Consider the following 21416-nt stretch of genomic DNA (forward strand, 5'->3'; position numbering starts at 1 on the left):
CCTCGCGATTTAGCTCCCTCGCGACATGAGTGCCGTGATGCACGCGACATCCACGATATCGGAGACGGAGGCGCCGCGGGAGAGGTCGTTGAGCGGCCGCCGCAGACCCTGGAGGATCGGTCCCGGCGCGCGCGCTCCGGCGAGTCTCTCGAGCAGCTTGTAGGCGATGTTCGCGGCGTCGAGGTTCGGGAAGACGAGCAGGTTCGCGCGCCCCGCCACCCGGGAGCCGGGAGCCTTCGCCGCCGCGATCCCGGGAACGAGCGCCGCGTCTGCCTGCAGCTCTCCGTCCGCCTCGATATCGGGCCGCCGCCGCCGAAACAGATCGAGCGCTTCGCGCACACGGTCCACGGCCGGCCCGCCGGCCGAGCCGCGCGTCGAGTAGGACAGGAAGGCGACGACCGGTTCGTCCCCCACGATGGCCCGCCGCGCATCGCAGGCGGCCGAGGCGCTGTCGGCCATCTGCTCCGGCGTCGGCGCGGGGACGACCGCGGTGTCCGTAAGCGTGAGTACGCGCTCCCGCGGCCGCTCGAAGACCATGTAGAAGGCCGCGGACACGGTCTCCACCCCTTCCGCGACTCCGACGATGCGCAGACCCGCCCGGATCACCTCCGCCGTCGAGTGGACGGCGCCCGCGACGACGCCGTCGAGTTCACCCTCGGCGAGGCGTCGCGCGGCGCCTTCGAGCCCGCCACGCCCGGGGCCGATCTCGACGGGGTGAACCCAGCCCTCGGATCGCAGGATCCGGATGGCCTCGGCCGTTCGGGATTCCTCGGCCTCGGGGAAGCCGATCCTGGCCTCGGCCGTGGCGGCTCGCACCCGCAGGCGGCCGATGAAGTCCCGCGGGGTCGGCACCGGCTTCAATCCGTTGCGGGCCGCTCGAAGGCCCGATCCATGCGGGCCTTCACCAGCGGGCTCACGAAATCGGTCACATCGCCGCCGAGGCGTCCGACCTCGCGCACGAGCGACGAACTCAGGAAGGTGTGGCGCGTGGCCGGGGCCATGAACAGGACCTCCACCTCGGGCCACAGGGAGCGGTTCATCAGCGCCATCTGGAATTCGTACTCGAAGTCGCTCACGGCCCGGAGCCCCCGTACGATGATGCGGGCTTTCCGCGCACGGGCGAAGTCCACGAGCAACCCGGAAAAGGAGGTCGCCTCCACCCGGGGCTCGTCCGCGAACGCGGAGCGGATGAGTTCGACGCGCTCGTCGATCGGGAAGAGGCTCGACTTCGCCTGCGTGGCGGTCTCGGCCACGGCGACGATCAGATGGTCCACGAGCCGCACGATCCGCCGCACGATGTCCTCGTGTCCAATCGTGAGCGGATCGAAGGATCCCGGGTACACGGCGATGGTTTTCTTCATCCGAGCTTCCGTTCAGGTGTCGAGATCGGGGCGCATGCCGGAGCCAGGAACCGGCTCACGCGGGTGTCGCCGTATTCCCTCGTCCAGTCCGCGGTCGTGGCCAGACCGGCGTCGGCGTCGTGCTCGAGCCAGAACTGGGCGGCGAATGGTCGGAGGCGAAAGCGCTCCACGAGCCCGCGGCCGGCGGTCGATCCGTACGGGGGGTCGGCCAAGACAAGGTCGAGCGGAGCGGTCAGGCCGTCGATCCAGGCGAGGGCATCGCGGCGCCCGATCCGGGACCGGTCCGCGAGCCCGAGCCTGCGGATGTTCCGGTCGAGCACGGAAGCGACCCCTCGGTCCGACTCGACGAAATGGACGTGCGCCGCGCCGCGCGACAGCGCCTCGATGCCCAGCGCCCCGGAACCGGCGTAGAGGTCGGCGACGCGCGCATCGACGACATCCTCGCCGAGCGCGGAGAACCAGGCCTCCCGCACCCTCGCGGCCGTGGGGCGGGTGCGCCGTCCGGGCGGAGCGTCGATGTACCTGCCGCCCAGATCGCCCGCGATGATGCGGAGTCGCATGGTTCGGCGTGTCAGGCGCCGGAGGACACCGGGTAGAGGATGATTCCGCAGCCTTCGCAGACGGCCAGATCGCGACGCGTCCGGATCTCGGCCTGGCGCTGCTTGGGCACAGAGGTGAAGCACTGTCCGCACACGCCGTCCGCCGTGAGTTCCGCGAGCGCCGAACGCTTCCCGCCCCCGCCGGCCGACCTGTAGAGTTGGAGCGCCCGCCGGCCGAGACGATCTTCCTGGGTTTTCCGGGCCGCGCCCCGCAGGTGCAGTTCGCGCTCGAACGCCGAGCGCAGGTCATCGGCGGCGGCGGCCCGTTCCGCGAGGGCGGCGGCGGATTCCTTCAACTCACCCCCGGCCGCGCTGAAGGCCTCGCGCGCCGACTCGAGCTCCAGCATGGCGTCGAGCTGGTCGTCCTCCGCCCCTCGCAGATTCCGCCAGGCCGTCTCCGTCTCGCTCCGCACGGCGAGATACTGCTGCTCGTTCACGACCGCGGCGGAACGCGATTCAAGTCGCTTGAGGGTCGCTCGCCCCGCCTCCACGGAGCGGCGGAAACGTTCCACGCGCGCTTCCGCCTTCCGGGCGTCGCCCCGGATCCCGGCGACCCGCTTCTCGAGCGCATCCACCGTGATGCGAAGTTCGGCGACCTCCTCGTCCAGTGTCACGAGTTCGCTTTCGATCCTCAGGATCTCGAGATCGATCTCCTGAAGCGTGAGTAATTCGTCGACGGTATCGGTCGCCTGCATGCTCTCTCCGGCTGTCAACCGGGCAACCCGGTCGGGGCGCCCCCCGGTCGATCGGCGAAGCCCGGCCGCCCCGCGCCCTGTCGGGGCATGAATGCGGCGGCCTCGCCCGCGTCTCGAAGTTCCCGTGCGAGTTCCTGCTTCTCGCTCAACAATCGACGTTGCTGCTCGCTGTCCGCAAGTTCCAGTTCGCGATCGATCTCGTTCAGGCGTTCTCGATGCCGCCGATACAGGAGGCGGCTCACCGCGGCTTCGAAGACCCCGTCCGGGTCGGGGATCTCCTCCCCCGCCTCCTGGAGGGCGGTCAAGCGCGCGCGGGCGGGCCCGGAGGCGGAGGACCAGTCCACATCTTCCGCGTCCACGCCCTCGTCGCACGCCGCCGACAGGATCTCGAAGATCTCGCGGCCACACCGGTCGCGCAGGTGCCGGGGTGAGAGCCCTGTGCGGACCGCCCTCCGCGTCAGCGAAGGGTCGCGCACGAGGAGGAGAAGAAACGCCCGTTCCGTTCGCGACTCGACGGGAGGGCTGTCGTCGGGCCTTCCGGAGTCGGGACCCGCGGGAGGGCGGCGAATCCTGGGCCGCTCCGCGCGCGCGATCTCGTGCACGAGCGTGTCCCGTCTTATCCCGAGCCCCTCGACCGCACGGTCCACGTAGATGTCGCGCAGCGCCGGGTCGGCCACGGCCCGGAGCGTGCTCAGCAGGCTGTCCACCGCACGCCGCCGGCCCTCCACGCGGTCGAGATATCCCTCGCGCGCCAGGATCTGGAGCTTGCGTTCGAGCAGGTCCACCGCGTCGTTCATGAGGTGCCGGAGGGCCGCTGCCCCCTCCCTGCGGATCAGCGAGTCGGGGTCTTCCCCGGGGGGCAGGGAGACGACCAGCGGATGGACGCCGGCGGCGAGGAGGATGTCGCCGGTCCGGAAGGTCGCGCGCAGCCCGGCCGTGTCGCTGTCGTAGAGCAGATAGGCCCGCTTCGCGTAGCGGGCGAGTTGTCGCGCCTGGTCGGCTGTAAAGGCGGTACCCAGCCCGGCGACCGCGAACTCGAGCCCCGCCCGGTGCAGCGCGATGACGTCCGTGAAGCCCTCGGCGACCGCCGCGTGCCCCTCGCGCCGCATCGAGTGGCGGGCGCGGTTGAGCGCGTAGAGTTCCTCCCCCTTCCGGAAGACGGGAGACTCGGGCGAGTTGATGTACTTGGGCGCATCGGAGTTCGGATCGAGGACCCGGCCGCCGAAGCCGATCGGCCGGTCGCGGAGGTCCTGGATCGTGAACATCAGTCGTCCGCGAAAGCGGTCGTAGGGTTCCTCCGCCTTCTCGCTCGTCGCGAGCAGCCCCAGTCGCAAGAGCGCCCCTTCCTCGATGCCGTGCCGGGCCGCGGCCGCGCGAAACACCCGCCATTCATCGTCCGCGTACCCCAGCCCGAACTCGAGCGCCTCCTCCAGCGGCAGACCCCGGCCCTCCAGGTAGGCGCGCGCCCGGGCCCCGGCGGGTTCCCGGAGCCGACCCTGGAACCATTCGGCCGCGAACGCGAGGACGCCGCGCAGGGGTGCGTGCGGGTCCTCGCGGCGCTCTTCCCGGTCCGGGACCTCGATCCCGACCCGCGCCCCGACGTGACGCACCGCCTCGGGGAACTCGAATCCGAGGTGCTTCATCAGGAACCCGAAGACATCTCCGCCCTCGCCGCACACAAAGCACTTGAAGATCTGCCGCTGAGGATCGACGGCGAAGTTCGGACCGTCCCCGCCGTGCAGCGGACAGGGCCCGCGGTAGCTCTTGCCGGAGCGCCGGAGCCCAACGTGCTCGCCCACGACCTCGAGCAGGTCGGCGCGGGCGCGGATCTCCTCGACGAGCGCGTCGCTCACCACGCGCGCCTCCTCCCACCGGAACCGTCGCGACGCCTCATCGCCCGCTGCATCATCGCCCGCTGCATCCGCCTACTCGAATTCCACGACCGTCACCCCGGTACCCCCTTCGCCCGCCCCGCCCGCCCGGACGAGCCGGATCCGCGGGTCTCCGTTCAGAATCTCCTGGACGCGGGCCCTGAGGGCGCCCGTCCCCTTTCCGTGGATGATGCGGAGCCAGGGGAGATCTCCCACCACCGCGGCGTCGATCGCGGGCGTGAGCGCCGCGTCCACCTCATCGGCGCGCAGCCCCCGCAGATCGACCTGGGTCTCGACCCTGATGATGGGCCGGCGTTCCCCCGCCTCGCGGGAACCTCCGGACGAAGAACGCTTCCCTCGGGGCGCCACCGCTCCAGAATGCGGCGTCAGGTCGCGCAGCGGTACCGTAAGGCGCAACCCGCCGACCTCGATCACGCCCCGAGCCCCGCGGACCTCCACGAGCGTGGCGGGTCGGTCGGAGGCGCTCCAGCGGACGGCCTCCCCTGCCCGCGGGGTCTCCGCGGCCTCGGTGGCGGGTGCGCGATCGCCCAGTGCGCGCAACTTCCGGGCCGAAGTGCGGAGTGCCCGCTCCACTTCGCCGCGCACCGCCCGCTTCGCCGCTCGCCGGGTCGGTTCATCGCCCCCCACGTATTCGGACTCCAGCCGCGCGATTGCGGCCTCGACCCGTTCCCGGGCCTGGCGCAGCGTCTCTCGCCGCGCCACCTCCCGCTGCCTCTCGGCCGCGCGCTCGGAATCCGCGAGCGCGGTCTCCCGGGACGCCAGGTCGCGCTCCCGCGCCGCCGTCTCCTCCGTCCGACGCTCGAGTCGGGCCCGCAGGTCCTCGATCTCTCCCCGTTCCGCCTCCAGGCGGGCGAGCAGGGTGTCGAGCGACACGTGTTCCGGGCCCAGCCGCGCGTGCGCGCTCGCGAGCACGTCCTCCGGGACCCCCAGTCGCGCGGCGATGACGAGGGCGTAGCTCCGTCCCGGACGGTCCCGCACGAGCCGGTACGTGGGTTCGAGACGCCTGGAATCGAACTCGAGCGAGGCCTGCACCGCCGCCCCGTCGTCGCCGAGCCGCTTCAGGTCGCCCAGGTGCGTCGTGGCGACCGTGAGCCGCGCCTGCCCGGCCAGACGCTCCAGCGCCGCCGCCGCCAGCGCACCCCCTTCCGCCGGATCCGTCGCGCTCCCGATCTCATCGAAGAGGACGAGGTCCCGCTCGTCCGCCTCGTTCAGGATCTCCGCCAGATTGCGCGCCTGCGCCCCGAAGGTGGAGAGCGACGCGTCGATCGACTGCTCGTCGCCGATGACCGCGAACAAGCGGCGAAAGAAGGGGATTCGGCTTCCGGCCCGAAGGGGCGGGACGACGCCGCTTTGCACGAGCGCGCTGAGGAGCCCCAGTGTCTTGAGGAGAACCGTCTTGCCGCCCGCGTTGGGGCCCGACACGAGGAGCACCCGCTCATCGGCCGAGAGGTCGAGATCGAACGGCACGGCGCCCCCGGGGGCAAGCGCGAGCAGGGGATGCCGCGCGCCGCGGATGCGGATCCCTTCCGCCACCGGGTCGACGAAGGCCGGGGGCGAGGCTTCCATCCCGGCCGCGAACAGGGCGCGGGCGCGAAGCGCGTCCAGCTCCACCAACGCCCCGTACGAAGCGGCGAGTTCGGAGGCGTGACGGCGTATTGCGGCAGCGAGTTCCCGCAGGATCCGCTCCACCTCGCGCTCCTCGCGGAGTTCGAGTTCCCTGATCCCGTTCATCGCCTCGATGGCGCGCACGGGCTCCACGAACAGCGTGCGGCGGCTCGCCGAGGCGTCGTGCACGAGCCCTCCCGCGATGCCCTTCCCCTCGCGCCGCACCGGGATGCAGTAGCGCCCGTTGCGGACCGTGACGGAGGCGTCGGGAACGCGCACCCGTTCGGGGAGCGAGCCGGCGAAACGCGTGAGTTCCTCGACGAGACGCACGCGAGCCCCCGTGAGCACTCGCCGGAGGCGCCGCAACTCGGGCGAGGCCCCATCCGCGACCCCACCGGCAGCGTCGAAGGTGGCCGCGATCCGCTTCTCGAGCGCCCGGTCACCCCACAGCCGGCCGACCAGGAGCACCGGGAGGCCCTCGGGATCGAGTCGTTCCGCGAGCCCCCGGGCGATCCGCCCTGCCGCCATGACCTTCGCGCAGGCGAGCAGGTCGCCGGGGTCCAGCCACGCATCGTCGATCGTCAGGCGGCGCAGCGCCGGTCCCAGCTCCGGGAACGCATCCAGGTTCCACCCATCGCCGCTCGCCAGGAGCGCCTGCAACTCGCCCACGGCCGCGAGGGCGCGGCGGGCGGAGGGCGCATCGGGGAGCGGACGGAGGGCGCGGACCTTCGATTTCCCCGGCTCGGACGCGGCGTACCCTGAGATCGCGGCGACCACGCGATCGAACTCGAGCACGCGCAGCGCGTGATCCATCGGGCTCAACCGGGGTCTCAACCGGGCGGCCAACCCATGCGGCGGCCGCCGAGCACGTGGAAGTGGAGGTGCGCGACGGCCTGACCTCCGTCCTCGCCCGCGTTGGTGACGACGCGGTACCCGTCCCCCAGCCCCTCGGAGCGGGCGACCGCGGCGCAGGCGAGCACGAGTTCCCCGCCGAGCGTACCGCTCGACAGCGTCGCGAGACTCGATACATGGGTCCGGGGGACCACAAGCACATGCACGGGTGCCTGAGGTTCGAGGTCGCGGAACGCGACCCAACCGTCCTCCTCCGCGACGATATCCGCCGGGATGGCGCCCGCCGCGATGGCGCAGAACACGCAATCCGTCATGTCCCCTCCAGGTTTTCGAGGATGGCCGAAGCGAGCGCCACCGCCGCGATCGCCGCCGTCTCGAATCGCAGCGTACCCCGCCCCAGCGACACGAGTTCGAACCCTGCTTCCACGCAGCGTCGGCGCTCAGCGCGCGTCAGCCCGCCCTCCGGCCCGACCGCGAGCGTCAGCGGACTCCGGTGGCCGCTCCGGCACGGGTCGCGCAGGGCGCCGCCGGCCAGGAGGGACGGGCCGCTCACATCGGCGAGCCACCCTGCCCCGTCGTGGCCCGCCAGCGCCTCCTCCAGCGTCAACGGACCGTCGAGCCGGGGCAGCCAGCTCCCGCCTGACTGCGTCACGGCGGCCCGCACCCGCTTCCCGGCCCGCCGACGGAACCCCTCCGAACGACCCGCGTCGCCGACCGACCGCGACCGCTCCCACTCGATCCAGGTTACGGCCGACGCCCCGAGTTCGACGACCTTCTCGACCAGCCACAGCGAACGGTCACGGTTCGCCACCGGGGCCCACACGCGCAGGGGCAGTGGCGGACGCACCGGGAGGGCCCGCGGCAGCCGGCAGCGGGCCCGCCGCCGATCCAGTTCGACGAGTTCCCCCTCCCAGCACCGGCCCTTTCCGTCGGTCACCGCCAGCCGGGCTCCGGGACGGATCCTCGCGGCGCGGACGTGGGTGATTTCGTCCGCCGCCAGATGGATCCGCGCTTCGCCCCCCCGACCCGCGAGATCGTCGGCGAGGAACGTCGGCAGCTGGGACGGGTCCATTTTTGGGCCGTCTTCCGGGTCGCTCACACTGGCAACGTAGCCGCCGCGCGCGGCCCCTCGCCACCGACCGGGCCACGTCCCGCGCGCAGGGTTTTCCGCCACCCGCCGGCGGCCTATGTTCGCTCCGCCGAACCCGTCCGTGGTCTGCGGATCGACTCATCTCGCGCGAGGGGCTGTTGAACGAATCGACGATGGCCGAAGCCGATCCCGTGACCGCCGTTCCCACCTCCGACCCTCCCGTCGTATCGCAGTCCGTCGACACGATTCGCACCCTCGCGATGGACGCCGTTCAGCGGGCCGGCTCCGGGCATCCCGGCACGGCGATGGCGCTCGCCCCGGTGGCGTACACCCTCTGGATGCGGCACATGCGCTACAGCCCGGGCGATCCCTCCTGGTTCGGCCGGGACCGTTTCGTGCTGTCGGCGGGCCACGCCGCGATCCTCCAGTACGCCGCGCTCCACCTCACGGGGTACGCCCTCCCGCTCGAGGAGATCCGCAGCTTTCGGAGGGCCGGGAGCCGGACGGCGGGCCACCCCGAACACGGACTCGTGGCCGGTGTCGAGACGACGACCGGCCCCCTCGGCCAGGGCGTCGCGAACTCCGTCGGGATGGCGATCGCCGAGACCCATCTCGCCGCGGTGTTCAACCGGCCGGGGCACGCGATCGTCGACCACCGGACCTACGTCATCTGCAGCGACGGCGACCTGATGGAGGGCGTCTCGTACGAAGCGGCCTCGCTCGCCGGCCATCTCGGTCTGCGCAAACTTCTCTGGCTCTACGACGACAACCGGATCACGATCGACGGCGACATCGACCTCGCCTTCTCCGAAGACGTATGCGGACGGTTCGAGTCGATGGGCTGGCACGTGCAGCGGGTCGACGACGCGAACGACCTCGCGGCACTGGATGCGGCGATCGAGGAGGCGAGGACCGTCGAGGAGCGCCCGTCGCTCATCATCGTACGATCCCATATCGGGTACGGTGCCCCGAACAAGCAGGATACGGCCGCGGCGCACGGCGCTCCGCTGGGAGAAGAGGAAATCCGGCTCACGAAGGAGATGTACGGCTGGCCGCCGGAGCCGCCCTTCCTCGTCCCCGATGCGGTCCGCCGGCACATGGGACGGCAGGTCGCCCGCGGCGAGGCGCTGGCCGCCGAGTGGGCCGAACGCTTCGAACGCTACCGGGCCGAACACCCGGCACTCGCGGCCGAACTCGAGCGACGCGTGCAATCCGCGCTCCCCGAGGCGTGGGACGACAACCTCCCGGAGTTCAGCCCGGACGACGCACCCATCGCCACGCGCGCCGCCTCGGGCCGCGTTCTCGGCGCCCTGGCCCCCCGTCTCCCCGAACTGATCGGAGGGAGCGCCGACCTCTCGGGCTCCAACAACACCCTCATCGACTCCCCGAACTTCTCGCGACGGAGCCCGGAGGGCCGGAACCTCCGCTGGGGGATCCGCGAGCACGCGATGGCCTCGATCGCGAACGGGCTCATGCTGCACGGCGCGGTGCGACCCTACGTCGCCACCTTCTTCACCTTCACGGACTACGCCCGGCCGGCGATGCGGCTCGCCGCGCTGATGGAACTCCCGAACATCTACGTGATGACGCACGACTCGATCGGGCTCGGGGCGGACGGCCCCACGCACCAGCCTGTAGAGCACCTCGCCTCCTTCCGCGCCATGCCGGGGGTGGTCGTACTCCGGCCCGGGGACCCGGAGGAGACGGTCCACGCGTGGCGTGTCGCCATCGAGCGAAGCGACGGACCGACGGTCCTCGTCCTCACCCGGCAGAAGGTCGCTCACCTCGCCCGCGCGGCCGGGGCGGCCCGCGCCGGCGTGCCGCGGGGAGGCTACGTTCTGCGGCCCGAGTCCGGCGACCTCCGGGTCGTGCTCCTGGGCAGCGGCTCGGAGTTGCAGGTGGCGGTCGAAGCGGCGGAACACCTCGAAGCGCAGGGTGTGCCCGCGCGCGTCGTTTCATTCCCCAGCTGGGAGCTGTTCCGCGCCCAGACGCCGGAATACCGCGATCAGGTCCTCCCGCCGGGCGTCCCCCGTCTCGCAATCGAAGCCGGTGCGACGCTCGGCTGGACGGAGTGGGTCGGCACGGATGGCGCGGTGATCGGGATCGACCGCTTCGGCCAGTCCGCCTCGGCGGCCGACAACTTCGCGCGTTTCGGGTTCACGGCGGAAGCGCTCGTGGAGCGCGCCCTCGCCCGGCTCGCGCCTCGGAATTCCCCGTGAGGCTCGCGCTCGGCGCGGATCACGCGGGCGTCGGCTACAAGGACACCCTCGCTGCCGAGCTTCGCGCGGCGGGGCACGATATCGTCGATGTGGGCACGCACGGCACCGACTCGGTCGACTATCCGGACTTCGCGCGGGCCGTGGCGGAGCGTGTGGCCTCCGGCGAGGTGGAGCGCGGTATCGTGGTGTGCGGCTCCGCGGTAGGCATGTGCATCGCCGCCAACAAGGTGCCCGGGGTGCGGGCCGGCGTGTGCCACGACACCTACTCCGCGGCGCAGGGGGTCGACCACGACGACATGAACGTCCTCTGCCTGGGCGAGCGGGTGATCGGCATCGCACTCGCGCGGGCCATCACGGAGGCGTTTCTGATGGCGGAATTCTCGGCCGAGCCACGGCACCGACGCCGGCTCGACAAGGTCCTCGACATCGAGGCTCGTCACATGAGGGGAGGCGGAGAGAGATGAGCGCGCTGCTTCAGCTCCAGGAACACGGGCAGAGCTACTGGCTCGACAACCTGACCCGGGGGATGGTGGTCGACGGAAAGCTCGCGCGCCGGGTCGAGGCCGAGGGGCTGAGGGGCGTGACCTCCAATCCCGCCATCTTCCACAACGCGATCACCGGCAGCGACCAGTACGACGAGGATATTGCGCGCTTTTCCGCCGCCGGCCTCGGCGTCGAGAAGGTCTACGACCGGCTCACGATCGCCGACGTTCAGGGCGCCTGCGACATCCTGCGCGGGGTCTGGGAGAGTTCGGGGGGCGTCGACGGGTACGTGTCGCTCGAGGTTTCCCCGCATCTGGCGGACGACACGGAACGGACCGTGGAGGAGGCGCGCCGCCTCTTCGACGCCGTCGGTCGCGGTAACGTGATGATCAAGATCCCGGGGACCCCCGCCGGCGTCCCCGCCATCCGGCAGGCGCTGTTCGAGGGCGTGAACGTGAACGTCACGCTCCTCTTCTCGATCGCCGCCTACGAGGCGGTCGCGGAAGCGCATATGGAGGCGCTGGAGCAGCGGATCGAGGCCGGGCGCTCCGTCGAGGGAATCGCGTCGGTGGCCAGCTTCTTCGTGAGCCGGATCGACGCCCTGATCGACAGACGGCTCCATGCCCTGGCCGATGCGGCGGGGAGCGATGCCGCTCGCTTCCGGACGCTGCTGGGGGAGGCCGCCATCGCCAACGCGAAGCTCGCGTACCGCTCCTTCACGCGACGGCTCGGGACCGATCGGTGGGCGGCCCGCCTGGCCCGCCACGGCGCCCATCCGCAGCGGCTGCTGTGGGCGAGCACGAGCACCAAGGACCCGTCCTATTCCGACGTGAAGTACGTGGAGCCGCTGATCGGCGACCTCACGGTGAATACGCTGCCCGAGAAGACGATCGACGCCTTCATGGACCACGGCACGGCGGCAGACACCTTGGGCGAGGGAGTCGACGAGGCGAGGCGCACGATGGAACGGCTGGCGGCGGTCGGGATCGACCTCGACGCCGTGACCAATCAGCTGCTCGCCGAGGGCGTGGAGAAATTCGCCGTCCCCTTCAACCGGCTTCTGGCGAGCCTGGAAGCGCGGATGGCGGATCAGCCCATCGCGGCCGCTACGCCGTAAACGCCGCCTTCACGCGCTCCCAGAAACTCGGGTCCTCACCACGGCGCGGCTCCGGTGGAGCGTCCTCGATCTCCCGCAGTGACTCGAGGCTCTCCCGCTGCAGGCGGGAGAGCCGGCTCGGCGTCCAGGCGTGTACGCGCACGAGCTGGTCTCCCCGGCCCGCGGCACGCAACTTCGGCATCCCCTGTCCGCTCAGCCTCAGCACCTGTCCGGCCTGGATGCCCTCCGGCACGCTGAGCCGGGCCTGCCCGAGGATCGTCGGCACTTCCATCTCGACGCCGAGGGCCGCCTGCGAGAAGGTGATCGGCAGATCGAGGAGAAGATCGTCCCCCCTCCGCTCGAAGCGGTCGTGCGGGTCGACCTCCACGCCCACGATGAGGTCGCCGGGCGGACCGCCGCGCAGGCCCACGTTCCCGCGTCCCCGCAGCTTCAGGTAATCATCCGACGAGATGCCGGCGGGAATCTCGATCTCGATCGACCGCTCGACCCGTACCCGCCCGCTCCGGCGGCAGTCGGCGCACTCGGCCGCAACCAGGGTCCCCTCGCCGCCGCAGTCGGCGCACGGTCGCACCGACACGAATTGTCCCAGCATGGACCTCTGGACCATGCGCAGTTCGCCCGCGCCGCGGCACGTCTCGCAGGTGGTGGCCTCGGTACCCGGTTCGGCGCCGGTGGCTTCGCAGCGCTCGCAGTGCTCCAGCACCGAGATGCGCAGGGAACGTTTGGCCCCCTTCGCCGCCTCCTCCAGCGTGATGTTCACGGCGACCTTCAGCGTGGAGCCGCGCCGGAGCTGGTTCGGGGACGCTTGCGTGAAGATGTCGCCGAAGCCGCCGCCGCCGAAGCCCCCGCCGCCGAACTCGCGCATGAACACGTCGAAGGCGTCCGAGAAGCTGCCGAAGCCCGAGAACGGCGCCTCGCCGCCGCCGCCGCGCCGCACACCCGCCTCTCCGTAGCGGTCGTAGAGATCCCGTTTGCCGGGATCTCTCAGCACCTCCCACGCCTCGGTCACCTCCTTGAATCGCTCCTCCGCATCGGGGGCGTCGTTGCGGTCCGGGTGATACTTCATGGCGAGGCGGCGGTATGCCTTCTTCAGCTCGGCCGCGTCCGCGTCGCGCGACACGCCGAGCAATTCGTAGTAGTCCCGGCTCATGTGCGGGTCTCGTCTCCGCGGGTAGGGGAGTTCGTCATGGGGTGAGACGTGTGAGGAGGGCGGACGTCCAGTCTACGATCGAGACGACCTTCTCATACGGCATTCGGGTCGGGCCGATCACTCCGACCGTCCCCTGCAGGCTCCCGACGGAATAGTTGGCCGTGACGATCGTCAGATCATCGAGTTCGGGCTGTCCGTGCTCGGTGCCGATCGTCACGTGCGGGCCGTCCGAGCCGCCGCGGTCCCCGAGCACGGTCGCGAGCAATTCCCGACGCTCGGTCAGCAGGATGAGCTGGCGAAGCCGCTCGCTCGTCGTGAACTCCGGCTGCTCGGAGATGGCCGCCGTGCTCCCGAGGTGCACGTCGCGCTCCCGCCGGGCCCAGTCGAAGATATCGGGGCCGCTGTGCACGAAGATGTTCATGAGTTCGTCCGCGCCCTCGCTATCGAAGCGCAGGTCCCCCAGCCGCTCGCGCAGCGTCGCCTGGATCTCGGATATCGTGCTCCCCGCCAGCCGTTCGTTCAGCGCCTGCGACACGGCATGGAGCGTCTCGCGCGGGACGCGCGTCGTCACATCCACGTAGACCGTGCGGACGACACCGGACTCGATCGTGAACACGAGCAGCACCTTCTCGCTCGAGACGGACACGAGTTCGAGCCGCTCGAGCGTGGCCTTCGCGAGCGTGGGGCCGATGGCGAGCCCGAGTTCACCGGTGAGGAGGCTCAGCACGCGCGCCGCCTTGCTCACCAGGTCCTCGACGACGCCGACTTCGACATCGCGGAACTCGCGTTCGATCTTCGCCCGGTCGCGTCTGCGGATCCTCCCCCACTGCATGAGGGCGTTCACGTAGTATCGGTACGCGAGGTCCGTGGGCAGGCGACCGGCCGAGGTGTAGGGATGGGTCAGCAGCCCCTTGCCTTCCAGGTCGGCCATCGTGTTGCGGATCGTCGCCGCGGAAACACCGAGCCCGTAGTCCTTTCCGATCCTCCGCGAGCCGGCCGGAGCGGCGGTGCGGACGAACGAATCGATCACCGCCGAGAGGACGGCCTGTTCGCGTTCTGTCAGTGTCGGGAGGGTCATCGTCCCTCGGCGCCCGCGAGTTCGGCAACGATCGCATCCAGGCGGAGCCAGCCCTCGATCGTCGCCACCCAGCGTCCGTTCCGTTCCTCCAGCCAGCCAGCCTCGGTCCATCGTTCGAGGCGGGGCCCGCCCGGCCCGATTCCGCGTTGAGTACGGAGATCCAGCCAGATCCGTTCCAGATCCTCCTCCGCCGCCCCCACGCGTTCCCACCCGTCGAGCGGGCCGCGACCGGTGTCGAGGGCGCGTTCATACCGATCCCAGCGAAAGACGTTCCAGCTGCGGACAGGTGGGAGGAACCCGTGCGCCGACGGGCCGATGGCAAGATACGATGTTCGGTTCCAGTACGCCCAGTTATGCCGACAATGGGCTCCGGGCCGGGCGAAGTTCGACACCTCGTAGTGGTCGTACCCCGCCGCCCGCAGGCCGCGGGACAGGAGGCGGTACTCGGCCGCGTAACGGTTCTCGTCCGGCGCACGGACGCGGCCCAGCCGGATCCACTCGGCGAGCGGCGTGCGAGGCTCGACCGTGAGACCGTAGAGACTCAGGTGCGAAACGCCGAGCGAGACCGCCGTCTCCACCTCCGCCGCGAGATCCCGCGTCACCTCCGGAGGGAGACCGAACAGCAGATCCAGGCTCACGCCGTCGAAGCCCGCAGCCTTCGCCTCGCGGACGGCTTCCATCGCGCGGCGGCGGTCGTGCAGCCGCCCCAGCCACGCGAGGACCGCATCGTCGAACGCCTGAACGCCGAGGCTCAGCCGGTTCACCCCCGCCGCCCGCCACCGCACCCCGAGATCCGCATCGAACGAGGCGGGGTTCGCCTCGGCCGTCCACTCGGTGTGGCGCGGATCGACCCGGAACCAGGCGGCGATCCGTTCCGCGAGTTCCTCCATCCCCGCGGCGCCCAGCAGAGACGGAGTCCCTCCTCCAACGAAGATCGTGTCGAGTACGGTGCCGGCCTCCCAGCCGCCGCGCTCGAACCACCAGGCCAGTTCGCGCTCGATGGCGGACAGCCAGCGCCCGATGGGGGGCGCGGCCGCCCGCTTCACCGAGAAGTCGCAGTAGTGGCAGCGGTGGACGCAGAAGGGAAAATGCACATAGAGGGAGCGGGGCGGGGCGGGGGCGCGGGGCCGCGCGGCGCCGGCCGGAACGGCCCAGGGGAAGCCGGGCCCGGCCGCCGCCCGGTCCGCGGCGACCGGCTCGCCGGGCATCAGCGCCGCGCCGGACGCCGCACGGCCGAGAAGTTCCCGCCCGGCCTGCGCTCGACCCAGCCTTCGAGTTCGAGACGGCCGAGTCCACGCAGGACCCGCGCGACCGGCAGCTCGAGGCCGACGGCCAGTTCGTCCGGGGACCGCGGTCCCCGGGTCAGGGCCCGGAGCAGTTCCATGTCGGGCGACGCCGCCGCCTCGCCCTCCGACTGCGTGGACCCGCCGTCGTCGCCGGAGCCCGGCCCCCCGTCCGCCGCGACGTGGAGCCACCCGAGCGCGTCGAACACGTCCTGGACGCCCGCCACCAACCCCGCGCCCTGCCGCAGCAGCCGCAGACACCCGGCCGCACCCGGATCGTCGATCCGCCCCGGCACGGCCAACACCTCGCGGCCCAGGTCGAGCGCATGGTCCGCGGTGTTGAGAGCGCCGCTCTTTCCGCCCGCCTCGACCACGATGACTCCGCGCGCGAGAGCGGCGATCACCCGGTTGCGGCGGGGGAACGCCGCCCGCGTGGGCGGCGCGCCCGGTTCGAACTCGCTCAACAGGAGGCCGCGCGCGCGCATCCGCCCGTACAGTTCGCGGTTCTCGGCGGGATACTCGTGGTCGTGACCCGTGCCGAGGACGCCGGTGGAATGGCCGCCCGCGTCCAGCGCCCCGGCGTGGGCCGCCGCATCGATGCCCCGCGCCATCCCGCTGACCACCGTCCACCCCCAGCGCCCGAGTTCGCGGCCCAGCGTGTAGGCCGTCCGCAGGCCGTAAGAGGAGGCCGCCCGCGTCCCGACCACGGCGACCGCCCGGTCGGGGTCGGACGGGAGGCTCCCGCGCAAGAAGAGGACGGGCGGGGGGTCGGGCAGATCGCGCAGCCCCGCCGGGTACGCCGCGCCGCCGTAGCCGACGGCGCCGAGTCCCTTCGCCCGCGCCGCCCGGAGGAGCCCCTGGGCACGCTCGACGGCGGCCGGCCCCAGCGCCCGCGTCGCCTTCCCGGTCGGGATGGGGCGACCGCACACCCGCCGCAACTCGTCCGGCGCCGCGGCCCGCACGGCCCGAAGCGCCGCCGCCGCGCCGCCGTAGCGGTCCACCAGCCGCCGGACCGTACGAAACCCGAGACCCGGAACGCGGGAGAGCACGATGAGGGCCAGCAGCTCGCGCTCTAAGGGCGCCATGTCGCGGCCCCTTCCAGCGGGTCCGGCTCCTCGGCCTCCCGCAACGCTTTCTTCTCGACCTGGACGCGCGCCCACAGGCCCTCGAGGACCTTCGCGATCCCCGCCCCCGTCACCGACGAGATCTCGAACTGGCCCCAGCTCTCCGGGGCGTCGACCGCTACGTCCGCGTCGGGCGGACGGAGATCGGACTTCGTCAGCAGGACGCAGTGCGAGATGCCGGCCAGCGCGGCGTCGTGCCCCCGGAGTTCCTCACGAAGCAGGTCGTACGTCGCCTGCGGATCCGCGTCGTCGACGGGCACGAGGAGCGCGAGCGTGCGCGTGCGCTCGATGTGGCGGAGGAACTGCGTCCCCAGCCCGCGGCCCTCGTGCGCCCCTTCGATGATCCCGGGGATGTCCGCCATCACGAAGGAGCGGCTGTCGCTCAACCCCACAACCCCGAGATTGGGCGTGAGCGTCGTGAACGGGTACGCCGCGACCCTGGGCCGCGCCGCCGTCACGCGGGCGAGGAGCGTCGACTTCCCCGCGTTCGGTTCGCCGACGAGACCCACATCGGCGATGAGCTTGAGCTCCAGCTCGATGTGGCGCTCTTCGCCCCACTCCCCCGGTTCCCACTCGCGCGGCGCCTGGCGGGTCGGCGAGGCGAAGCTCGCGTTTCCCCGCCCGCCCCGTCCCCCCCTGGCGACGACGAGTTCATCCCCCTCGTCCAGCAGTTCGCCGATCCGCCCACCGGTCTCGACATCTCGCACCAGCGTGCCGAGCGGCACGGGCAGGCGCAGATCCTCCCCCGACGCGCCGACCCGGTTGCCGCCCTCGCCGTGGGTGGCGCGGCCCGCCCGGTAGTGCTCGCGATAGGAGTAGTCGAGCAGCGTGTCCAGCCGGCGATCCGCGACGAGGACGACATCACCTCCGTCGCCGCCTCTGGCGCCGGACGGACCTCCGCGCGGTACGCCCCGCTCACGCCGGAAGGCGACGGCGCCGGCACCCCCCGCGCCCCCGGTCACGTGGATTCGCGCTACGTCGACGAACACGATCTCTTCTCCACTCGACTTCCCGCTTCCGCCCACATCTTCCACAGGCGGTCCGGTTCCGCTCCCCGCCCCCCGGCCGCCCGCGCCGTCTCGATGCCGATGCCGAGAGCCGCCTCCACGTGCTCCGCGGCGGCGCCCACGTTCAGGGCTCCGCGCAGGTGAGCCCGGAGTTGCGCCTCGTGCCCCCCCGCGGCCAGCAGCGCCACGATACATAGTTCCCGAGTCTCCACCGAGAGCCCCGGACGGGAGAGCGTCCTGCCGTATCCATCCTCCACGATCCAGCGATCCAGGGCCGGGTGCAGCCGCCCCAGGTTCCTCCGCAGGCGTTCGTAGGACCTCCCGTACACGGCGCGGCACAGCGCCTCGCCCGCGGCGGCCGAATCGTGCGCCCCGTCGCCGCCCGGCGGGGCCGCCGCGTCGCCGCGGCTCGATCCGGCCCCCTCCGCCGTCATTTCGCGCCAGACGCCGAACGCGTTGAGCACGATCGGGAAGCCGACGAAGAGATGCGCCTGCAGCAGCACCTCCTCGACCTCGGCGCGACTCGCGTGCCGCCCCGCGACACGGAGCGCCTCTCGCCTGGCCCCGGCGTCCGCCGCGGCCAGTGCGGCCGAGAGCCCGACGAGCCTCCGCACGCCGGGATCGAGGCGATCGCTATTCCCCATCGTCTTCCACCACCAGCGCCGCCACCTCCTCGCCGCGCGTATTCGAAATCGAAGGCCGTGCGAACGCACGAAGGCGTTCCGCCTCCCCGGGCTCCAGAAGCGACAGCGTCGAGAGCGCGTGCACGACTGCGGGGCCCAGCGGCCGCGTGGCGCCATCGAGCACCTTGAAGGCCGCACCCCAACCCGACGCCGGACTCGCGAGGCAGAAGACGCCCTCGGCCCCCTCCTTCGCCAGCACGCGACCCGATGTCGCCCGCATGACGTTCGCCGACAACGCCGTCGGACCCGAGACCAAGGTCGGGTGCGTCGTCATCGCCCTGACAACGGCGCGGACCGGAGACTCGCGCGAGGTCGCGAACGCCGCGTAGGCCCTGGCCATTTCGCTCAGCGACAGGGCCGGCGTCGGAAGCCCGCACCCATCGATGCCCCACGGCAGACGCTCGCAGTCCGCGCCCAGCCAGACCGAGAGTTCACGGCGGATGGCGTGCTGCAGCGGATGATCCGGCTCATGATAGCTCTCGACCGGCCAACCGTTTGCGACGGTCAGCGCCAGCAGCGCCACATGCTGCCCGGAACAGTTGTTGTGGATCCGGTCCGGGAGCCGCCCCGCCCTGTCCAGGCGGCTGGCTGCGTCGGGGTCGAAGGGTCGGTGCGGCCCGCACACCAGCGCCACCTCGTCCAGCCCCACCGCCCCGAGGACAGACCTCGCGATCTCCACGTGGCGTCGCGTGCCGTGGTGTGATGCGCAGGCCAGCGCGAGCGCCTCCGTACCCATCCCCAGCCGCTCGAGCACGCCCGACCTCGCGACCGGCAACGCCTGGAACGGCTTCATCGAAGAGCGCCAGAAGGCCGTGAGCCCCGAGTCCCCGAACGACCGGCTGCCCCCCGAGGCTATCTCGTGGACGACGCCGGCCACGAGATGCGTCGATTCAGGAGTCCCCGCACGGTCCAGATCGACGCGAATCAGGTTCACAGATCACCCTCCTGATCGGGTGCGGCGCCGCGGGCCAGCCCCAGTCGCGCCCACGCCCGGGCGGTCGCCGAGCCTTCCAGGAGGTCACCTTCCATGCGCGAAAGGTCCTCCGGCCGATCCACGTCGTACCAAGTCGGCAACTCGGCAGGCGCAAGCCCCAACTCGGCCGCGCTCGCGCGGGTCCAGTCGCAGAGGGCGGCTTCCGACCACGGGGCGTCGGCGAACAGCCGCTCTGCGGCTGGCCAGACGGCCCGGCGCAGGCCGATCGCATAGTACCCCCCGTCCCGCGTCGGTCCGAGTACGAGCTCCCGGGTCGTCAACGCTCGGAACGCCCGCGCCACGAACTCGGCCGGAAGCGTCGGATGGTCGCTGCCGATGGCCACCGCCCGACCGGTACCCTCGCGGAAGGCGCAGGCGAACGCCATCGCGAGCCGGTCACCGAGCGAACCCTCGGGCTGGAGGCGGACTCGGGCCGCCGGGTAGCGCGCCTCCAACCGCTCGACCGCGCGCGGCCGAACGGGCACCCACAACTCCACGTTCGCCCCGCGCGGCGCGAGTCGCATGGCATCGTCAAGGAAGGCCTCGTACAGCGCCGCGCAAGCCCCGGGAGTGAGGCGGGGGCTCAGGCGCGTCTTGACGTAGCGCGGTTCGGGGAGACGGCCGAAGACGAGGAGTCTTCGCTCCGCTACTTTGTCCAGATCACGACCGCCCCACACCGCGCATCGGAGCCCGCGAATTCGGCCGGAAGTTGCGCCGGCCCCGCATAGACCTCGATGCCGGCGATCTCGATCGGCAGCACGAACTCGTCGACCCCGCCACCTCTGACCAAAGTGCCGTCAAGGTAGACGTTCAAGTCACAACCCCCACCCGAGAACCCCTCCGACCTCCTTGCACTCTCAATCCGACAGCTGTTGATCCCGCTGCCGCTACACCGGACACGGACCCCCGGAACGTCGGCCAACATGTGGCTGATGCGGAGAGGACGGCGGCGGTCGATATCGTCGGCCGTGAAGAAGGAGCCTCCGCTGACGAGTTCACCCCAATACTTCCGCTCATAAAAGCCGCCAATCTCCAGCCGTCGCGGTCGTATCACTGTAGCCACGAGCGGTTCCATCTCCACCGGCATGGGAACGAGCCCAATCTCCAACTCGGCGGTGAGCCCTCGAATTACTGTGACCCGATGCCGCAGAGCTTCGTAGCCAATTCGTCGGACCTCAATCTCGCGTGCCCCCGCCGGCACACCGCTGAGCACGAAGCGGCCCCGTCGGTCGCTCTCGACCGAGCGGAACTCCCCAATGATCGACACAGTTGCCGTCCCGATTGGCTCATCCGTGGCGCCATCGACCACCCGACCGACAAGTCGCCCCGCTCCTCCCTCTTTGAAGAGCACTCGGAGCTCGACCTGCTGAGCCCTGCCACCCTCGAGTGACACGACCAACTCCTCGCTGGAATCGTCGCCGAACTCGGCCCACAGCGTGGCCTGCCCTGCCCCCGGCAACCGGATGGTTCCCGAGTCGTCTGTGATCACAACCTGGAGGGGCATCCGGTCGCCACATTCGTTCTGTTGCTGCGCGTGACCTTGCCGCGCGTCCACCGCCAACTGGATCGCTAACAAGATCACGCTCAAGGCTCCGCACCGTGTGACGCCTTTCAAGGAACCTCTCCACCGAGCACGGAGCTACCGCCTTCGGCCCACACCAGCGGCCAGCCTTCGATCCGTCACCGGTCGCTGCCGGGCCGCGTGCTGACCTCGATCACGCCGCCTTCGGCACCCGGCCTCCGGTATCGGGGTGGGACCATGCTCTGGCGGTACAGGCGAATCATGACGATGTCGTCCGCCCGTATCCGGCGCAGCGTGGTGACCGCATCGTTCAGGTTGAAGTCGCCATCCACGACGAGCATCGGTACGTGGTACCTCTGCGCCGAGGAGCCGAATGCGGAGTCGCGCCCACCCCGGAAGCCGATCCGGTCCTCGAAGATCATCAGCTCCCGGTGGTGGGTGAGCGCCTCGTACGCCGTGCCGTAGCCCGCCTCCCGGATCTCGCCTCCGGTGATGACGAGCCGCGTGTACGTCCCCGGCCTGCCGCTGCTGGCGCACGCCGCCATGGCCATCACGGCCATCGTTATCGCGATGCTGGCGGACCTTCGCGTGCGCTCGCTCATCGTCCGTCTCCTGACCTTCCGGCGGATTGTCGTCCGCCCGTGATGTACCGCCGCCCGAGCCGATCAGCCCTCCGGGCGAGC

21 protein-coding genes are annotated in these 21416 nt (G+C 71.3%); 3 read left to right on the forward strand and 18 right to left on the reverse strand.

The window, feature by feature from the left end; all coding sequences use genetic code 11:
• Nucleotides 1–9 precede the first annotated feature (9 nt).
• The 8 genes from ACPXY0_RS07855 to ACPXY0_RS07890 all read right to left on the reverse strand — a co-directional run bounded on the left by ACPXY0_RS07855 (nucleotide 10) and on the right by ACPXY0_RS07890 (nucleotide 8076).
• The gene (locus ACPXY0_RS07855) at nucleotides 10–852 is read right to left on the reverse strand and encodes a phosphate acyltransferase (RefSeq protein WP_423930015.1); all 843 of its coding nucleotides are present in this window, start codon (nucleotides 850–852) and stop codon (nucleotides 10–12) included.
• A 5-nt stretch (nucleotides 853–857) separates the two neighbouring features.
• Entirely contained in the window at nucleotides 858–1361 is a 504-nt protein-coding gene (coaD, locus tag ACPXY0_RS07860) for a pantetheine-phosphate adenylyltransferase (RefSeq protein WP_423930017.1), read from the reverse strand.
• The gene (rsmD, locus tag ACPXY0_RS07865) at nucleotides 1358–1921 is read right to left on the reverse strand and encodes a 16S rRNA (guanine(966)-N(2))-methyltransferase RsmD (RefSeq protein ID WP_423930019.1); all 564 of its coding nucleotides are present in this window, start codon (nucleotides 1919–1921) and stop codon (nucleotides 1358–1360) included. Before rsmD ends, coaD begins: the two co-directional genes overlap by 4 nt.
• A gap of 11 nt (nucleotides 1922–1932) precedes the next feature.
• Nucleotides 1933–2655, reverse strand: a complete 723-nt coding sequence (locus ACPXY0_RS07870) for a zinc ribbon domain-containing protein (RefSeq protein ID WP_423930021.1) — start codon at nucleotides 2653–2655, stop codon at nucleotides 1933–1935.
• 14 nt (nucleotides 2656–2669) lie between these two features.
• On the reverse strand, nucleotides 2670–4508 hold the full coding sequence (dnaG, locus tag ACPXY0_RS07875) for a DNA primase (protein WP_423930023.1): 1839 nt from the start codon (nucleotides 4506–4508) through the stop codon (nucleotides 2670–2672).
• A 72-nt stretch (nucleotides 4509–4580) separates the two neighbouring features.
• Nucleotides 4581–6965 carry an endonuclease MutS2 gene (locus ACPXY0_RS07880; protein ID WP_423930614.1) on the reverse strand — a complete coding sequence of 795 codons (2385 nt, stop codon included), beginning with the start codon at nucleotides 6963–6965 and terminating at the stop codon, nucleotides 4581–4583.
• Between the two features lie 17 nt (nucleotides 6966–6982).
• A complete protein-coding gene (locus tag ACPXY0_RS07885; protein WP_419941879.1) occupies nucleotides 6983–7318 on the reverse strand; it encodes a histidine triad nucleotide-binding protein in 336 nt (111 codons plus the stop codon).
• Entirely contained in the window at nucleotides 7315–8076 is a 762-nt protein-coding gene (locus tag ACPXY0_RS07890) for an RsmE family RNA methyltransferase (RefSeq protein WP_423930026.1), read from the reverse strand. Before ACPXY0_RS07890 ends, ACPXY0_RS07885 begins: the two co-directional genes overlap by 4 nt.
• Before the next feature lie 191 nt (nucleotides 8077–8267).
• On the opposite strand from ACPXY0_RS07890, the gene tkt reads away from it, so the two are divergent.
• Genes tkt through tal form a run of 3 tightly spaced genes read left to right on the forward strand, consistent with a single transcriptional unit; the run spans nucleotide 8268 to nucleotide 11913 of the window.
• The gene (gene tkt, locus ACPXY0_RS07895) at nucleotides 8268–10313 is read left to right on the forward strand and encodes a transketolase (RefSeq protein ID WP_423930616.1); all 2046 of its coding nucleotides are present in this window, start codon (nucleotides 8268–8270) and stop codon (nucleotides 10311–10313) included.
• Nucleotides 10310–10777 carry a ribose 5-phosphate isomerase B gene (rpiB, locus tag ACPXY0_RS07900; protein WP_419941881.1) on the forward strand — a complete coding sequence of 156 codons (468 nt, stop codon included), beginning with the start codon at nucleotides 10310–10312 and terminating at the stop codon, nucleotides 10775–10777. The genes tkt and rpiB overlap by 4 nt, the downstream gene beginning before the upstream one ends.
• Nucleotides 10774–11913, forward strand: coding sequence for a transaldolase (tal, locus tag ACPXY0_RS07905; RefSeq protein ID WP_423930028.1), 1140 nt, complete (start codon nucleotides 10774–10776; stop codon nucleotides 11911–11913). The genes rpiB and tal overlap by 4 nt, the downstream gene beginning before the upstream one ends.
• Here tal and dnaJ read toward each other — a convergent pair.
• From dnaJ to ACPXY0_RS07955, 10 genes are all read right to left on the reverse strand, one after another.
• Nucleotides 11903–13063, reverse strand: coding sequence for a molecular chaperone DnaJ (gene dnaJ / locus ACPXY0_RS07910; protein WP_423930030.1), 1161 nt, complete (start codon nucleotides 13061–13063; stop codon nucleotides 11903–11905). The two genes, tal and dnaJ, sit on opposite strands and share 11 nt — an antisense overlap.
• A 34-nt stretch (nucleotides 13064–13097) precedes the next feature.
• Nucleotides 13098–14141, reverse strand: coding sequence for a heat-inducible transcriptional repressor HrcA (hrcA, locus tag ACPXY0_RS07915; RefSeq protein WP_423930032.1), 1044 nt, complete (start codon nucleotides 14139–14141; stop codon nucleotides 13098–13100).
• Nucleotides 14138–15349 carry a radical SAM family heme chaperone HemW gene (gene hemW, locus ACPXY0_RS07920; protein ID WP_423930034.1) on the reverse strand — a complete coding sequence of 404 codons (1212 nt, stop codon included), beginning with the start codon at nucleotides 15347–15349 and terminating at the stop codon, nucleotides 14138–14140. The genes hrcA and hemW overlap by 4 nt, the downstream gene beginning before the upstream one ends.
• Nucleotides 15349–16509: a DNA-processing protein DprA gene (gene dprA, locus ACPXY0_RS07925; RefSeq protein ID WP_423930036.1), complete on the reverse strand. Its 1161-nt coding sequence runs from the start codon at nucleotides 16507–16509 to the stop codon at nucleotides 15349–15351. The genes hemW and dprA overlap by 1 nt, the downstream gene beginning before the upstream one ends.
• Nucleotides 16497–17537, reverse strand: coding sequence for a GTPase ObgE (gene obgE, locus ACPXY0_RS07930; RefSeq protein ID WP_423930038.1), 1041 nt, complete (start codon nucleotides 17535–17537; stop codon nucleotides 16497–16499). Before obgE ends, dprA begins: the two co-directional genes overlap by 13 nt.
• Nucleotides 17522–18199: a carboxymuconolactone decarboxylase family protein gene (locus ACPXY0_RS07935; protein ID WP_423930040.1), complete on the reverse strand. Its 678-nt coding sequence runs from the start codon at nucleotides 18197–18199 to the stop codon at nucleotides 17522–17524. The genes obgE and ACPXY0_RS07935 overlap by 16 nt, the downstream gene beginning before the upstream one ends.
• A complete protein-coding gene (locus tag ACPXY0_RS07940) occupies nucleotides 18189–19172 on the reverse strand; it encodes an asparaginase (protein WP_423930042.1) in 984 nt (327 codons plus the stop codon). Before ACPXY0_RS07940 ends, ACPXY0_RS07935 begins: the two co-directional genes overlap by 11 nt.
• The gene (locus tag ACPXY0_RS07945) at nucleotides 19169–19888 is read right to left on the reverse strand and encodes a TIGR04282 family arsenosugar biosynthesis glycosyltransferase (RefSeq protein WP_423930044.1); all 720 of its coding nucleotides are present in this window, start codon (nucleotides 19886–19888) and stop codon (nucleotides 19169–19171) included. The genes ACPXY0_RS07940 and ACPXY0_RS07945 overlap by 4 nt, the downstream gene beginning before the upstream one ends.
• Complete coding sequence (locus ACPXY0_RS07950) at nucleotides 19858–20826, reverse strand: carboxypeptidase regulatory-like domain-containing protein (protein ID WP_423930046.1); 969 nt, start codon at nucleotides 20824–20826, stop codon at nucleotides 19858–19860. The genes ACPXY0_RS07945 and ACPXY0_RS07950 overlap by 31 nt, the downstream gene beginning before the upstream one ends.
• A 65-nt stretch (nucleotides 20827–20891) precedes the next feature.
• On the reverse strand, nucleotides 20892–21335 hold the full coding sequence (locus tag ACPXY0_RS07955; protein ID WP_423930048.1) for a hypothetical protein: 444 nt from the start codon (nucleotides 21333–21335) through the stop codon (nucleotides 20892–20894).
• Nucleotides 21336–21416 lie beyond the last annotated feature (81 nt).

Source organism: Candidatus Palauibacter sp. (assembly GCF_965237495.1).
Taxonomy (GTDB): Bacteria; Gemmatimonadota; Gemmatimonadetes; order Palauibacterales; family Palauibacteraceae; genus Palauibacter.

What these genes read in the sequence shown, in the direction of transcription:
- coaD (WP_423930017.1), bottom strand. Translation starts at nt 1,361, where the DNA reads ATGAAGAAAACCATCGCCGTGTACCCGGGATCCTTCGATCCGCTCACG.
- ACPXY0_RS07955 (WP_423930048.1), bottom strand. Translation starts at nt 21,335, where the DNA reads ATGAGCGAGCGCACGCGAAGGTCCGCCAGCATCGCGATAACGATGGCC.
- tkt (WP_423930616.1), top strand. Translation starts at nt 8,268, where the DNA reads ATGGCCGAAGCCGATCCCGTGACCGCCGTTCCCACCTCCGACCCTCCC.
- hrcA (WP_423930032.1), bottom strand. Translation starts at nt 14,141, where the DNA reads ATGACCCTCCCGACACTGACAGAACGCGAACAGGCCGTCCTCTCGGCG.
- ACPXY0_RS07935 (WP_423930040.1), bottom strand. Translation starts at nt 18,199, where the DNA reads ATGGGGAATAGCGATCGCCTCGATCCCGGCGTGCGGAGGCTCGTCGGG.
- ACPXY0_RS07890 (WP_423930026.1), bottom strand. Translation starts at nt 8,076, where the DNA reads ATGGACCCGTCCCAGCTGCCGACGTTCCTCGCCGACGATCTCGCGGGT.
- ACPXY0_RS07885 (WP_419941879.1), bottom strand. Translation starts at nt 7,318, where the DNA reads ATGACGGATTGCGTGTTCTGCGCCATCGCGGCGGGCGCCATCCCGGCG.
- ACPXY0_RS07880 (WP_423930614.1), bottom strand. Translation starts at nt 6,965, where the DNA reads ATGGATCACGCGCTGCGCGTGCTCGAGTTCGATCGCGTGGTCGCCGCG.
- dprA (WP_423930036.1), bottom strand. Translation starts at nt 16,509, where the DNA reads ATGGCGCCCTTAGAGCGCGAGCTGCTGGCCCTCATCGTGCTCTCCCGC.
- hemW (WP_423930034.1), bottom strand. Translation starts at nt 15,349, where the DNA reads ATGCCCGGCGAGCCGGTCGCCGCGGACCGGGCGGCGGCCGGGCCCGGC.
- dnaJ (WP_423930030.1), bottom strand. Translation starts at nt 13,063, where the DNA reads ATGAGCCGGGACTACTACGAATTGCTCGGCGTGTCGCGCGACGCGGAC.
- tal (WP_423930028.1), top strand. Translation starts at nt 10,774, where the DNA reads ATGAGCGCGCTGCTTCAGCTCCAGGAACACGGGCAGAGCTACTGGCTC.
- ACPXY0_RS07870 (WP_423930021.1), bottom strand. Translation starts at nt 2,655, where the DNA reads ATGCAGGCGACCGATACCGTCGACGAATTACTCACGCTTCAGGAGATC.
- rsmD (WP_423930019.1), bottom strand. Translation starts at nt 1,921, where the DNA reads ATGCGACTCCGCATCATCGCGGGCGATCTGGGCGGCAGGTACATCGAC.